We start from the raw sequence: 13,629 nt of genomic DNA, 5'->3' as shown, positions 1-13,629 counted from the left end.
CTTGTCTTTTTTATTAATCTTTTTAAGGAGGTTCTATGAGTTTTATAAATCAACTATTAAATGGACTTAGTTTAGGTTCTATATATGCCCTTGTTGCCCTTGGCTACACCATGGTTTATGGCATTGCCCAACTTATAAATTTTGCTCACGGTGAAATTATCATGATTGGTTCTTACACTGCCATCTATGCCATCTCTGGTCTTCTTCTTGGTGCCGGCCTTCCCTTTTATCTTGCAATAATACCTTCCATGCTTATCTGCATGGTAGTTGGCGTTTTAATCGAGAGGCTTGCCTACAAACCACTTAGAAATAGTCCAAGAATTACAAATTTAATCACAGCCATTGGTGTGAGTTTACTATTACAAAATTCTTTTATGAAAATTTTTGGTGCAGGTGCAAAATCTGTTCCACCAATTTTTAAATCTGGTGTCATTAATATTGGCGAGATAAATATTTCTCCATCTACTTATGTAACAATTATTATCACAGCCATCTTAACTATTATTTTGCAACTATTTATGAAAAATACAAAATATGGCAAGGCTATGATTGCCACAAGTGAAGATTATGGGGCTGCAAGTCTTGTAGGCATAAATGTGGACACAGTCCTTTCCCTTACTTTTGCCATTGGCTCTGCCCTTGCTGGTGTGGCTTCTGTTTTATACATCTCTGCCTACCCACAAGTTTATCCTTTAATGGGATCTATGCTTGGTATAAAAGCCTTTACTGCCGCAGTTATTGGTGGCATTGGTCTTATACCTGGAGCAGTTATTGGTGGCATCATCATTGGCATTGTGGAAGCTCTTATTAAGGCCTATGTTTCTTCAAAACTTGCTGATGCAATTGTCTTTGGTCTTTTAATTGTAGTGTTACTTGTTAAACCTACGGGCTTACTTGGCAAGAATCAAAAGGAGAAAGTATAATGACTAGAGAGAAAAAAGGAATAATGGTTTTAAGTGTAATACTTCTTGCACTATTTTATTTTATAGTTATTGGTCTAAACTACCTTGGCGTCTTAAATAGGTATGCCATGAGTGTTTTAAGACTTGTTTTAATAAATATTGTCCTTGCCGTTTCTCTTAACATCACTGTGGGAAACCTTGGACAGATAACTTTAGGTCACGCAGGCTTTATGTCAATAGGTGCCTATACTGCTGCCCTATTTACAAAGGCTGGCATCATACCAGGCCTTGGCGGCTACCTTGTGGGCATGCTTTTAGGTGGAATTTTTGCATCTATAATTGGAATTTTAATTGGCATCCCTGCCCTTAGATTAAAGGGCGACTACCTTGCCATTGTAACCCTCGCCTTTGGTGAAATTATTAGAGTTTTAATTGAATACTTTAACTTTACTGGTGGGGCACAGGGTCTATCTGGCATTCCAGTTATGCAAAACTTCTTAGTTATTTATGTAATTACAATAATTTCTGTTGCCCTAATGTTTAGCACCATGACATCAAAGCACGGTCGTGCAATTTTATCTATTCGTGACGACGAAATTGCAGCTGAATCTTCTGGCATAAATATAACTTATTTTAAGACCTATGCCTTTGCCCTATCTGCCTTCTTCGCAGGTATTGCCGGTGCCATGTATGCTCACAACATTGGCGTAATTGGCGCAAAAGTTTTTGACTACAATAGAAGTTTTGACATCTTGGTAATGGTTGTCCTTGGTGGTATGGGTTCTTTTACTGGCGCAGTTTTTTCTGCCATAGTTTTAACTATAATTCCAGAATTTCTTCGTCAATTTGCAGAGTACAGAATGATTTTCTATTCTCTTGCCCTAATTATTGTCATGATATTTAGACCTAATGGCCTACTTGGAAGAAAAGAATTTACTCTTACTGGACTTGTTTACAAGTTGTTAAAGATAGACAAACACTATGAAGGGAGTGAAGACTGATGACTTCTGTTTTGAAATTAAATAATGTTGGAATAAATTTTGGCGGCCTTAAAGCCGTTGACGATTTTAATTTAGAAATAAAGGAAGGCGAACTCTTTGGACTAATTGGTCCCAATGGCGCCGGCAAGACTACAGTCTTTAATATGGTCACAGGAGTTTATTCTCCCACTGAAGGTGAAATCCTCCTAAAGGGCGAGAGAATAAATGGTCTTCAACCTCACAAGCTTGTGGAAAAGGGTATATCGAGAACCTTCCAAAACATCAGGCTCTTTGGCTATATGTCTGTCCTTGACAATGTTCGTGTTGCCCAAAATGATGAAATAAAGTATGGACTAATTGACGGAATGTTTAGGACAAAAAAATTCTGGAAGGAAGAATATGAGGGCATCACTCGTGCCATGGAGTTTTTGAAAATTTTTAACTTAGATAGGTTTAAAAATTTCTCTGCCAACACCTTGTCCTATGGCGACCAAAGAAAATTGGAAATCGCCCGTGCCATGGCAACTAATCCAAAACTTCTTCTCCTAGACGAACCTGCTGCTGGCATGAATCCTCAGGAGACAGAAGAGCTTATGGAAACAATAAGACTTATTCGTGACAAATTTAAAATTACAATTTTACTAATTGAGCACGACATGAAACTTGTCCTTGGCATTTGCGAAAGGATTGCTGTTTTAAATTATGGAAGGATGCTAACTGAAGGTCTTCCTCACGATGTTATAAATGACCCTAGAGTTATAGAAGCTTATCTTGGAGGTAGCAATGCTTAAAGTAACAGATTTAAATGTATTTTATGGAAATATACACGCACTAAAGGGCGTAAGCTTCGAAGTAAATGAAGGCGAAATAGTTTGCTTAATAGGTGCCAATGGCGCCGGCAAAACTTCCACCCTTCAAAGTATATCAGGGCTTATCCCCAAAAAAAGTGGCGTTCTTAGATTTTTAGATAAGGATATAAGTAAGGCTAAGGCACATGAAATTACTAGGATGGGAATTGCACAAGTGCCTGAAGGCAGAAGAGTCTTCACAGACTTATCCGTCCTTGACAATTTAAAGCTTGGCGCCTTTGCTGTGAAAGATCCAAGGGAAAGCGACGAGGAAATTTTAAAGGTCATCTACGAAAGATTTCCAATTCTTGAAGAGAGAAAAAATCAAAGAGCTGGCACCCTTTCTGGTGGCGAGCAACAAATGCTTGCCATGGGTCGCGCCATGATGACTAGGCCAAAATTAATTTTGTTGGACGAGCCTTCCATGGGTCTATCTCCCCTCTTTGTTGAAAAGATTTTTGATGTAATAAAAAATTTCAAGGAGATTGGTGTAACAGTCCTCTTAGTAGAACAAAATGCAAATCTTGCTCTCAAAATTTCTGACAGAGCCTATGTCCTTGAAACTGGCAAAATTGTAAAGAGCGGATCTGCCAAGGAACTTTTAAGTGATCCAAGTGTTAAGGCAGCCTATCTCGGCGCATAATTTATTAGACCCTTCGGGGTCTTTTATTTTGCAAAGATTTTTTGTAAAATTTTTTGCCTTTCTATTTAGATTCTTTTCAAAATAGAATTGACAGGTAAAATTTTTTATTATAAGATAATTTTAAATTTAAAGAGTTTAAAAGATTTTAGATATGAATTTTATAAAAATTTTCATAACTGGAGGCAACATGATAAAAATAGAAAACTTGAGAAAAACTTTTGCCACAAAAATTGCTGTAAATGACCTAACTTTAGATGTGCCTAATGGAGTAGTCTATGGCTTCTTGGGACCCAATGGCGCAGGCAAAACTACGACTATAAAAATGATTGTGGGCATGCTCAGGCAAGACAGTGGCAAAATTGAAATCGACGGCATTGACACCCTAGAGGACCCCATTGGATCAAAGAAAAAATTTGCCTATGTGCCTGACAATCCCGACATCTACGAGACCATGACTGCTAGGCAGTATCTAAACTTTATGGCAGATGTCTTCTCCATGAGCTTAGAAAAGAGAAATGAAAATATAAAAAAATACGCGGAAATTTTTGAGATGACAGAAAATTTAGATGCAACAATTTCTGCCCTATCTCATGGCATGAAGCAAAAAATAGTTTTAATAGGCGCCCTAATTCACGAGCCAAGGCTTTTAATTTTAGATGAGCCCATGGTTGGTCTTGACGCAAAAAGTTCCTTTAGGCTAAAAAATATTATGAGAGAAGTGGCTGATGGCGGCGGCACAGTTTTCTTTTCCACTCATGTCATGGAAGTTGCAGAAAAAATGTGCGACGAAATTGCAATTATTAACAAGGGAAAATTAATTGCCGAGGGAAGCCTTGAGGACATCAAGACCGCTGCCAAGGACAGGGGAAGTCTTGAAAAAATCTTTTTAGAGCTTACGGAGTGATTTTATGAATAGATTTTTAGAATTAAAGACACTTTTAAAAAAAGATTTATACTTAAGTCTTATAGCTCCCCTAAAAAAGCCATCAAAAAATGGCGGTGACTTTAGGGTTCTAACAGTTTTAGGCCTTGTAATTTTATTTTTCTACCTTGCCTTTTTATATTTTTTCTTAATTCTTGGCTTCATAATTCCTATGGCAAAGCTTGGAAAGGAAAGCCTGGTCCTAATGGTCTTCTTTGGCTTTGTCTCTCTTGCCACCATAGCCTTTACCAGCCCAGGAATTATTTCAAAAATTTATTACTCTAGGGATGTGGAACTCCTACTTCCCCTTCCCCTTAGGCAAAATAATATTTATCTCTCAAAAATTTTTGGGTCTGTGGCCATAGCCTTCCTTGCTAGCCTTGTAATTTTTATTCCCCTAATTTTTCCACTGGTTAAATACGGGAGTTTAAAGCTTATAAAATTTTTCTCAATAATATTTTTGAATTTATCAAATATTATTTTTACAGTTTTGATTTTGTCAATTATCCTGATTTTATTTATGAGGGCCTTTGCAGGCATAGGTGGACTAAAAAATCTACTTCAGGGTCTTGGTTTTATTTTTGGAATTGGGACGACCTTGGCACCACAGCTTATCGCTAGGTCAAATCTTTCAAAGGAAGTGGTAGAAAAAAACATAATTAACTTTATCAAGCACCTCTTTCCACAAGTTTATCTAGTGGATAAAATTTATGTGATGAATAATATCCCAGGCTTTTTTATTAGCCTTGCCATACTTCTTCTTATGGCTCTAATTTTATTTGCCCTAAGCTTTCCCCTTGCAAGGCTAATGATAGCTGGAGTTTTAAGGGCAAAGGCTTCAGGCTCAAAGGCAAAGAGAAAGAGAGAAAATAAAAACACATCTATTGCAATTTCTCTTGCAAAAAAAGATATGACAAATGTAATAAAGACGCCAGTTTACTTTTTTAACTTGGCAAGTGGAGCCTTTATGTTTCCAATCCTCATGATTTTTGGATTTTTAAAGGGCGAAAGTATAAAATACATTCAAGAATTTTTTGCCAATACAGAGTCTTTCGGTTTTGGAAAAATTGATGTCTTCTTTGCCTTATTAGTAGGACTCTTTTTCTACGCAGCCTTTATGACACCACTGTCTATCACAAGCATAACTCGCGAAGGCAAAAATATTTTCCTCATGCAGACTCTTCCAATCTCCTATGAAGATCAGATTAAGGGAAGAATTTTGGGGTCAAGTTTATTTCAATTTGTCTCAACTTTTCCAATAATAATATTTTTGGCATACTTGGTAAGTTTTGATGGCCTATATATTTTGGCTATGCTAATAGGGTCCTGCCTTGGGTCTTATGCCTCATCTTCCTTTGGAATTTATTACGGCATAAAATATCCAAAGCTTGATTGGGAAAACCCCCAAGATGCAGTTAAGAGAAACTTTCCAGTATTTTTATTTAGCATACTCAGCATGGCCGTTATGGCACTTTCCGCCTTTATAATTTTTAGGATCTATATGGCTTTTGGGTCAGTAAGTTTTGTTAAATTTATTATTATAGGCTACGTCGCTGTGGCAATGGCACTTTCCTTTGCAATAAAAAAACAGGCAAAAATTTCTTTAAAAGAAAAATTGCCTGAATATAATTCTTAAGCTCACAAGTGGTGAGCTTTTTTATTTACCAAACATTAATAAGAAGCATTGAGATATCGTCTGTCTGTTCTCCGTCATTAAATTCCTCTAACTCGTTATCTAAAATTTCTAAGACATCCTTATTATTTTCTAAGATAATATTGTGGACTCTCTCGTAGCCAAAGGATTCCTTTTTTGAATTTCTTGCCTCCACAACTCCATCTGTCATAAACAAAATGTAGTCGCCTGAATAAAGCTTTACTTCCTTCTCTTCATAATCAGGTCTGGCAAAAAATCTTGAAATTGGATAGCCCTTTGATTCTAAATTCATAAATTCTCTGTCCCTAACCATTATTGGCAGAGGCAAGTGGCCTGCATTGGAAAAAACAAATTTCTTCTTTTTTGTGTTGTAAACTCCATAAAAGCAAGTGAAATAATTTTCTATTTCAAGCCTTAGGCTAGTAAACCTTGTACAAAGCTGTGCCAAAGTTTTCTTAGGAGAAAGAAGAGTATCCTTATTGAGAGTCCTCACAACAGTCTTAATAAACATGGTAACCATGGAGGCAGCAAAACCGTGACCAACAGAGTCGGCTATGTAAATAGCTATGTGGTCATCGTCAATCTCAAAGACATCAAACATATCGCCGCTAAGTATTGTAGAAGGTCTGTAAATATAATTTACCTTCAAGTTTTTTATAAAGCCCCTCTCTGGCAAGACTGTCTGTTGGATAAGTGAGGCTGCCATAGTTTCACTGGTCATGAACCTATTTTTCTCGATAATTTCCTTTTGCAGCTTTCGTGCCATAGTCACATTTCTAAAAACTTCAACTACGCCAAGGATTTCTCCCTTTTTATTTATAATTGGTGAACACTTTACGGAAAAAACCATGCTGCCAATATTTTCTTCTCTTTGGATAACTTCGCCGCTTAAAAGTGCCCGCCTAGTTATCTCTGGATCAAAAAGATCTTCCCCCAAGATGCAAACTTTTTTGTCCCTGTCATAACCTAAGAGGTCTTCCATTGCCTTGTTGACAAAGACAACTTTTTCGTTGTAGTCCAGAACGCGAACTAAGTCTGCAATGGCATTTAGAACTTGAAAATCAATTTTGTCGTCTATTTTATCACTTATTCTCTCTTCAGCTAAATATTTTTCCATGTTTCACCACCTTTATTTATTGTTTACAGTATAGCAAATTAAGATTCACATAACAATTATCTTTTTGGCTTTGGACCATAATATTGGTAGTAGTAGGTCTTAAGTCTGCCGTTGTATAATTTTCTATTTCTGTCAGCTTTTTTGCCAAAATTTTTCTCAAAGTTTTCATTGGCAGTAATTACATAAAAGGACCAAGTCTTTAAGCTTTTTGCAAGCTCGCCCAACTCTTTATTTAGCTGGTCAACATCTTCCTTGCCAATTCTCTCCCCATAGGGTGGGTTTGTTATGATGACGCCATAGTCATCAGGTAGGTCCAGGTCTCTTATGTCCTTTTGGAAGAAGGAGATGTCTTCCTCTAGTCCAAGGATCTCTGCATTTGACTTGGCAATATCTATTGCCTTATAGGACACATCTGATGCAAGAATTTCCAGTTTCTCATCATATTTTATTTCAGAGTAGGCCTTTTTCTTTTCTTCCTTAAAAATTTCTGGGTCAAAAAATTTAAAATTTTCAAAATCAAATTTTCTCATAAGTCCTGGCGCAATATTTTTTTCCATCATGGCTGCTTCAATGGGAATTGTGCCTGAGCCGCAGAAGGGGTCTGCTAAAATTCTGTCCTTGTTCCAAAAAGTTAGCTTAACAAGACTTGCCGCAATAGTTTCTGAAAGTGGAGCCTTGTAGTTTACCTCCCTATAACCTCTCTTGTGAAGTCCCTCGCCTGATGTGTCAATGGTAATTTCTGCTAGGTCATTTAAAAGTGAAACTTCAATTTTTACTCTTGGACCAGATTTTTCGAACCAGGAAATTTTATACTTCATCTTAAGTTTTTCGATTATTGCCTTTTCAGTAATTCTTTGGCAGTCGGAAATAGAAAATAATTTTGACTTCTTGCTTCTTCCTTGGATGATGAAATTATCTTCCTCGCCAAGATAGTCCCACCAGCGAATTTCAAAAACCTTGTCGAAAAGTTCTTCAAAGGTCTCTGCCTTAAAGGAGTCAACTAAGAGTAAAAGTCTCTCTGCCGTCCTTAGCTTTAAATTTAGGATGGCAATGTCCTTAAAATCACAATCTATTTCAATTTTTCCGTCACTTACTTTTAAATCTTCGTAGCCAAGGTCAAGGAGCTCTCTCTTTGTCACTGCTTCAAGGCCCATATTTGTAGTGGCGATTAATTTTATTTTATCCATTTTGCACCTCTAATTAATTATACTAAATATAAAAGTTTTTTTCCTTATTTTAAAATTAATGAGTTAATTAATTTAAATGGGGTAATAACTTTTATGTAGTAAAAATATATTTTTTTGGGGGTAATAAAAATGAAATTAACTGAAACAGTACAAACTGCTGATTTTAAATCTGAAAAACACGTTCCTGTAATTCACGTTGAAAAGGCTGAAGGTCTTCTAAAGATTAAGGCTCTTGTTGGAGAAGAAATCGAACATCCAAACACTTTAGAACACCACATTGCATGGATTAAAGTTTTCTTCAAACCTGAAGGAGAAAAATTCCCAATTGAAGTTGGTTCTTATGAATTTAGCGCTCACGGCGAAGGCGAAGTATTTACAGTACCTTGCGTAGAAGCAGCTGTTAAGACTGACAAGGGTGGAGAAGTTTATGCACTAAGCTATTGCAATATCCACGGACTTTGGGAAAATTCAGTAGAAGCTTAAGAATAAAATAAGAATAAAATTTTAAAAAGACGAGGATTTTTGTCCCCGTCTTTTTTTTTGTGCTTTCATATTTTATTTTTATTTCAAAATTTTTTTCTCTTCAAATTTTTATTTTCGTTTCAAAATTTTTATTTTCGTTCAAAAATTTTTTAAATTATAAAGAAGCCTTATAAATTTCTAAGACGTCTTCCTTTTTAAGTTCAACAACGCCCTTTATTGAGCCACCAGCGTTTCTTGCTGCAGCCTCTGCCATGGCTTCAAGCTTTTTGTCGTCAATGCCAACTTCCCCAAGAGTCATTGGTATATTCATGTCATCTTCAAAGAAGATGTGAAGCTGAGCAATGGCTTTTTTGGCGTCATTAAACTTGTCCTCACTTGCCTTTATGCCAAAGACATTAATGCCAAAGTCCCTAATCATGTCCACTGTGTCATCATTTAAAATATGATTTAAAAACCTCGGAGTCAAAATTGCAAGACCAATGCCATGAGTTATGTCATAGTAGGCAGAAAGTTCGTGCTCCATAGCGTGAACCGACCATCCTGTTGCCTTGCCCGTAGAAAGTAGTCCGTTGATTGCCCAAGATGATGCCCACATAATATTTGCCCTTGCCTCATAATTTTCTGGCTCTTTCATGGCAAGGGGTCCGTAGTGGATGCAAGTCTTTAAAATTCCTTCAGCCAATCTATTTTGCATGTAAGCTCCATCGCCTAAAGTGAAATAATTTTCCATAGTGTGACTCATTATGTCTGCTATACCTGCTGCTGTGTGCTTGGCATTAACTGTGTAAGTTAGCTCAGGATTTAAAATAGAAAATTTTGGAAGAGTGTAGGCTGATGTGAAGCCAAGTTTTTGTGTAGTTTCAGGATTTGTAATAACTCCACCCCTGTCCATTTCAGAGCCCGTTGCTGAAAGAGTTAAAACTGTTCCAAGAGGAAGTGCCCTTTCAATCTTTGCCTTTCTAATTACAATGTCCCATGGGTCGCAGTCAAGATAAACTGCTCCTGCAACGAGTTTTGAAAGGTCAATTACAGAGCCACCGCCCACTGCTAAGATGAAGTCCAAATCATTTTCTCTAATAATTTTTACGCCCTCTCTTGCTGACTCAACTCTTGGGTTTGGTTCAATGCCAGAAAGTTCCTTGTAAAAAATATTATTTTCTTCAAGTATTTTTATTATCTCGTCGTAAAGTCCACTTCTCTTAATGGAGCCTCCGCCATAGGAAAGTAAAACTCTACTTCCATATTTTTTTATTTCAGAAGCCAAATTTTTCATTTGGTCCCTTCCAAAAAGAATTCTCGTACTAACATCAAAAATAAAATCTTTCATATTGACCTCCTAGTCCTTAAATTGTGAATTATATAGCTCTGCATAGACTCCCTTTCTTGCAAGAAGTTCCCTGTGATTTCCCTTTTCAACAATGTCGCCCTTGTCCAAAACTAAAATCACATCAGAATTTACAATAGTAGAAAGTCTGTGGGCGATTACAAAATTTGTCCTCTCGTGAAGGAGATTTTTCATGGCCTTTTGTATTAGGGCCTCTGTCCTTGTATCCACAGAAGAAGTCGCCTCATCTAAAATTAAAATTTCCGGGTCAGACAAGAGGGCTCTTGCTATTGTCAAAAGCTGCCTTTGCCCCTGAGAAATATTTGACGCCTCTTCATTTAACATGGTGTCGTAACCCCTTGGCAGTTTCTCTATAAAGGAGTGGCAGTAGGCCTTTTTTGCAGCCTCAATCACTTCTTCTCTTGTGGCATCTTCTCGTCCATACAAAATATTTTCATAAATTGTACCCCTAAAGAGCCATGAATCTTGGAGAACCATGCCAAAAAATGAGCGCAAGTTTTTTCTCGACACATCTCTTATGTCTTTATCATTTATCTTAATAGATCCCCTATCAATATCATAAAACCTCATAAGGAGATTTACAATAGTAGTCTTGCCTGCCCCCGTTGACCCAACTATGGCAACAGTTTTATTTTTCTCGACTTCTAAATTTAAGTCATTGATGACAGGATTCTTTTTATCGTAGGAAAAATATACATGCCTAAATTCAATATCTTCCACTGGTCTTTTTATTTCATCTTTTACAAGTTCAACTTCAGGCTCTTGGTCCAAAAATTCAAAAACTCTTTCGGCAGCAGCAATTGAAGCTTGAAAAATTGATGCCATCTCTGCCAACTGCTCAATTGGGTTGGAGAGCCTTCTCACATATTGAATGACTGCTTGAATGTCTCCCACAAATAATTTTCCAGACACCACTAAAAGTCCGCCTACAATGGAAAGCATTACATAGCCAAGGTTTGAAATAAAAGTCATAATTGGAAGCATGATGCCCGTCATAAAGGAGGCACGATAGGAAACCTCATAGAGATTGTCGTTGATGTCCAAAAACTCCCTCTCTGCCCTTTCTTCATAGTTAAAGGCCTTAATGAGTTCAGAACCAGAAAAGTTTTCTTCGACGAAGCCAACCATAGAGCCCAGTCCCTTTGACTTCCTCCTAAAATATCCCTGAGACTTACTTGAAATAAATTTCGTAGAAAAATAGGTCATGGGTAGGGTAAAGAGAAAGACTAAAGTCAAAGTTGGAGAAATTTTTATCATGACAAAGAGTATGCCCACTATTAAAACAATAGAAGATAGGATTGAAGAAATTGTCTGCTGCAAATTCTTTCCCAGAGTCTCCACATCGTTAGTCATCCTAGATAAAAGGTCTCCAGTCTTATTCTTGTCGAAGTAAGAAGTTGGAATGTACTTGACCTTTTCGGAGATTTCTCTTCTAAAGCTTGCAATTAAGTCTTGAGTCACATCAACTAAAATTCTGCCCCTAAAAAATTCAAAGACAGCTTGAAAAATATAGACGATAGCCATTATCAGGCAAATTTTTATAACGTAGTCAAAATCTATACTTGTCTTCATCTTTAAGTTTTCAAAGATCCTCGTGGTAATATTTCCCATTAACTTTGGCGAAATTATTTCAAAAATAGATGAGCCAATAGTCAAGAAGATTGCAAGAAATAAAGGGCCCTTATAATTTTTTAAGTAGGAAATTATCCTTAAAATTGTGTTATTCTTCTTCATAAGCTTGCCCCTGACTCACTGCAATTTCCCTATAAATTTCATTTGTCTTCATGAGACTTTCATGATTACCATAGCCTGCTACCTGACCGTCTTCCAAAACTAAAATCTTGTCAGCATTTAAAATCGTTGCCACTCTTTGTGCCACAACAATAACAATTTTGTCCTGAAGTTTTTCCTTTAAAATCTGCCTAAGCTCATAATCCGTCTTATAATCTAGGGCTGAAAAAGAATCATCAAAGAGGTAAAGTGACGCATCTCTAGTGAGAGCCCTTGCTATGGCAAGTCTCTGTCTCTGTCCTCCAGAAAGGTTCTTGCCTCCTCTTGCTATTTCCTTATTAAGTGGATCTTGACCCAAAAATTCTATAGCATCAGCATTTTTTATTGCTTCCAGCATTATTTCTTCTTCAGCATCTTCCCTTGCGTAGGATAAATTTTCAGCAACAGTTTTTGAGAAGAAGAAATTTTCTTGTGGTACATAGGAAATTTCCTCTCTAAGCTCAAAGTTTTTTAGACTCTTAATGTCTATGCCGTTAATGAAAAGTTGGCCCTCACCTGGCTCATAAAATTGCAATAGAAGTCTTAAAAGAGTTGACTTGCCAGAGCCAGTCCCGCCAATTATGCCAAGGGTCTCGCCCTTTTTCACATGAAAATTTATGTCCTTTAAGACTTTTAAACTGGCATCGGGATAGGAAAAGGACAAGTCCCTTGCCTCAATGTCAAAAATTTCCTCTGATAAAATTTTTTCGCCACCAGTTTTTGTCGCCTCATACTCAAGAACCTCATTAATTCTCTCCATAGATGCAAAAACTCTTGGCAAAAGGCTTAAAAGAAAACTCATCATTATCATGGCAATGAGAACCTGGGTGATGTACTGAATGAAGGCCATAAGTTCGCCAATGCCCATTTCTCTAATATCTACTAACTTTGCCCCATAGTAGAGGACAAAAATTATTCCAAAATTTAAAATGGTGCCAAGCATGGGTCTCACATTGACAAGAAGTTTATTCACAAGACTTGCCATCTCTTGATAAGATTTGTTTGCCTGGTCAAAAATTTCTTCCTCGTAGTCATCCTTGGAAAAAGCTCTTATGACGCGAAGACCTGTTAATCTTCTTCTAAAAAGTTCATTTAACTTATCAAGCCTTCTCTGCAAAATCGGAAAGTAGGGCAGACCCCTTTTGAAGACATAAAAAATTCCAAGACCAATAAAGGGAATGGTAAGGGGAAAGACAAGAGACAGCTTTACATTTGTGGAAAGAGCCATAATGAGTCCGCCGATAAACATGAGTGGACCTCTAATTAGCGGTCTAAGTCCCATTAAAACCATTTGCTCCACTTGGTTTACATCGTCCGTAGTCCTTGTGATAAGTGATGAAATAGAAAAGTGCTCAACATCGTCAAAGCTGAGATAATTAATTTTCTTAAAGAGCTTGTACCTCAGGTCTCTTGAAAAAGCCATAGTGGTCTTTGAAGAGTGGTAGGCAGCAGATGCCCTGCACATGACAGTTAAAATCACGACGACTATCATGAGGGCTCCAATTTTTAGCACATAAGCTGTATCACCATAAGCCACCCCCCTATCAATGACAAGACTCATAAGTCGCGGCAAAAAAAGTTCGCCTAGAGCATTGCCAAAGGTAAGAAGTATGACAACAATTATTCTAATTTTATATTTATTAAGTCCTTTATATATGCTCATAAAACCTCCGTAAATTCATTTTAGCATATAGACTTTTTAAAAGAAAATTACAGGAGAAGTCTTATAGTTTTTCTCAAAAAATTTTAAAAAAATAAGAGCGAGTTTCCTCGCCCTT

12 protein-coding genes are annotated in these 13,629 nt (G+C 36.9%); 7 read left to right on the top strand and 5 right to left on the bottom strand.

Going from position 1 to position 13,629, the window contains the following annotated elements; all coding sequences use genetic code 11:
- The first annotated feature begins 35 nt into the window (after positions 1 to 35).
- The 6 genes from HMPREF2801_RS05285 to HMPREF2801_RS05260 all read left to right on the top strand — a co-directional run bounded on the left by HMPREF2801_RS05285 (position 36) and on the right by HMPREF2801_RS05260 (position 5,931).
- Positions 36 to 923, top strand: a complete 888-nt coding sequence (locus HMPREF2801_RS05285; protein ID WP_070611034.1) for a branched-chain amino acid ABC transporter permease — start codon at positions 36 to 38, stop codon at positions 921 to 923.
- Entirely contained in the window at positions 923 to 1,903 is a 981-nt protein-coding gene (locus tag HMPREF2801_RS05280; RefSeq protein WP_070611033.1) for a branched-chain amino acid ABC transporter permease, read from the top strand. Before HMPREF2801_RS05285 ends, HMPREF2801_RS05280 begins: the two co-directional genes overlap by 1 nt.
- The gene (locus HMPREF2801_RS05275) at positions 1,903 to 2,673 is read left to right on the top strand and encodes an ABC transporter ATP-binding protein (protein WP_070611031.1); all 771 of its coding nucleotides are present in this window, start codon (positions 1,903 to 1,905) and stop codon (positions 2,671 to 2,673) included. Before HMPREF2801_RS05280 ends, HMPREF2801_RS05275 begins: the two co-directional genes overlap by 1 nt.
- Positions 2,666 to 3,373 carry an ABC transporter ATP-binding protein gene (locus HMPREF2801_RS05270; protein WP_070611030.1) on the top strand — a complete coding sequence of 236 codons (708 nt, stop codon included), beginning with the start codon at positions 2,666 to 2,668 and terminating at the stop codon, positions 3,371 to 3,373. The genes HMPREF2801_RS05275 and HMPREF2801_RS05270 overlap by 8 nt, the downstream gene beginning before the upstream one ends.
- A gap of 187 nt (positions 3,374 to 3,560) precedes the next feature.
- Complete coding sequence (locus tag HMPREF2801_RS05265; RefSeq protein WP_070611028.1) at positions 3,561 to 4,277, top strand: ABC transporter ATP-binding protein; 717 nt, start codon at positions 3,561 to 3,563, stop codon at positions 4,275 to 4,277.
- A gap of 4 nt (positions 4,278 to 4,281) precedes the next feature.
- A complete protein-coding gene (locus tag HMPREF2801_RS05260; protein WP_070611025.1) occupies positions 4,282 to 5,931 on the top strand; it encodes a putative ABC transporter permease subunit in 1,650 nt (549 codons plus the stop codon).
- Between the two features lie 25 nt (positions 5,932 to 5,956).
- Here the strand turns inward: HMPREF2801_RS05260 and HMPREF2801_RS05255 are convergent, their stop codons facing one another.
- Complete coding sequence (locus tag HMPREF2801_RS05255; RefSeq protein WP_070611023.1) at positions 5,957 to 7,066, bottom strand: SpoIIE family protein phosphatase; 1,110 nt, start codon at positions 7,064 to 7,066, stop codon at positions 5,957 to 5,959.
- A 56-nt stretch (positions 7,067 to 7,122) separates the two neighbouring features.
- A complete protein-coding gene (locus HMPREF2801_RS05250) occupies positions 7,123 to 8,253 on the bottom strand; it encodes a THUMP domain-containing class I SAM-dependent RNA methyltransferase (protein WP_070611021.1) in 1,131 nt (376 codons plus the stop codon).
- A 129-nt stretch (positions 8,254 to 8,382) separates the two neighbouring features.
- On the opposite strand from HMPREF2801_RS05250, the gene HMPREF2801_RS05245 reads away from it, so the two are divergent.
- Positions 8,383 to 8,736 carry a desulfoferrodoxin family protein gene (locus tag HMPREF2801_RS05245; RefSeq protein ID WP_070611020.1) on the top strand — a complete coding sequence of 118 codons (354 nt, stop codon included), beginning with the start codon at positions 8,383 to 8,385 and terminating at the stop codon, positions 8,734 to 8,736.
- 154 nt (positions 8,737 to 8,890) lie between these two features.
- Here HMPREF2801_RS05245 and HMPREF2801_RS05240 read toward each other — a convergent pair whose 3' ends face one another.
- From HMPREF2801_RS05240 to HMPREF2801_RS05230, 3 genes are read right to left on the bottom strand one after another with little or no spacing between them, the layout of a single operon-like run.
- Positions 8,891 to 10,063 (bottom strand): iron-containing alcohol dehydrogenase, encoded by a 1,173-nt coding sequence (locus HMPREF2801_RS05240; RefSeq protein ID WP_070611019.1) that lies wholly within the window; start codon positions 10,061 to 10,063, stop codon positions 8,891 to 8,893.
- 9 nt (positions 10,064 to 10,072) lie between these two features.
- Positions 10,073 to 11,815: an ABC transporter ATP-binding protein gene (locus HMPREF2801_RS05235; RefSeq protein ID WP_070611017.1), complete on the bottom strand. Its 1,743-nt coding sequence runs from the start codon at positions 11,813 to 11,815 to the stop codon at positions 10,073 to 10,075.
- Positions 11,802 to 13,514 (bottom strand): ABC transporter ATP-binding protein, encoded by a 1,713-nt coding sequence (locus HMPREF2801_RS05230; protein WP_070611015.1) that lies wholly within the window; start codon positions 13,512 to 13,514, stop codon positions 11,802 to 11,804. The genes HMPREF2801_RS05235 and HMPREF2801_RS05230 overlap by 14 nt, the downstream gene beginning before the upstream one ends.
- Positions 13,515 to 13,629 lie beyond the last annotated feature (115 nt).

The sequence above is a fragment of the Peptoniphilus sp. HMSC062D09 genome, from assembly GCF_001811425.1.
In the GTDB taxonomy this organism is placed as follows: domain Bacteria; phylum Bacillota; class Clostridia; order Tissierellales; family Peptoniphilaceae; genus Peptoniphilus_A.
The sequence above is the reverse complement of the archived record's forward strand: the minus strand, read 5'-3'. Positions and strand labels throughout refer to the sequence as shown.

Coding starts and splice junctions, on each gene's coding strand:
- HMPREF2801_RS05235 (WP_070611017.1), bottom strand. CDS start 11,815: ATGAAGAAGAATAACACAATTTTAAGGATAATTTCCTACTTAAAAAAT.
- HMPREF2801_RS05245 (WP_070611020.1), top strand. CDS start 8,383: ATGAAATTAACTGAAACAGTACAAACTGCTGATTTTAAATCTGAAAAA.
- HMPREF2801_RS05270 (WP_070611030.1), top strand. CDS start 2,666: ATGCTTAAAGTAACAGATTTAAATGTATTTTATGGAAATATACACGCA.
- HMPREF2801_RS05240 (WP_070611019.1), bottom strand. CDS start 10,063: ATGAAAGATTTTATTTTTGATGTTAGTACGAGAATTCTTTTTGGAAGG.
- HMPREF2801_RS05285 (WP_070611034.1), top strand. CDS start 36: ATGAGTTTTATAAATCAACTATTAAATGGACTTAGTTTAGGTTCTATA.
- HMPREF2801_RS05250 (WP_070611021.1), bottom strand. CDS start 8,253: ATGGATAAAATAAAATTAATCGCCACTACAAATATGGGCCTTGAAGCA.
- HMPREF2801_RS05230 (WP_070611015.1), bottom strand. CDS start 13,514: ATGAGCATATATAAAGGACTTAATAAATATAAAATTAGAATAATTGTT.
- HMPREF2801_RS05260 (WP_070611025.1), top strand. CDS start 4,282: ATGAATAGATTTTTAGAATTAAAGACACTTTTAAAAAAAGATTTATAC.
- HMPREF2801_RS05265 (WP_070611028.1), top strand. CDS start 3,561: ATGATAAAAATAGAAAACTTGAGAAAAACTTTTGCCACAAAAATTGCT.
- HMPREF2801_RS05280 (WP_070611033.1), top strand. CDS start 923: ATGACTAGAGAGAAAAAAGGAATAATGGTTTTAAGTGTAATACTTCTT.
- HMPREF2801_RS05255 (WP_070611023.1), bottom strand. CDS start 7,066: ATGGAAAAATATTTAGCTGAAGAGAGAATAAGTGATAAAATAGACGAC.
- HMPREF2801_RS05275 (WP_070611031.1), top strand. CDS start 1,903: ATGACTTCTGTTTTGAAATTAAATAATGTTGGAATAAATTTTGGCGGC.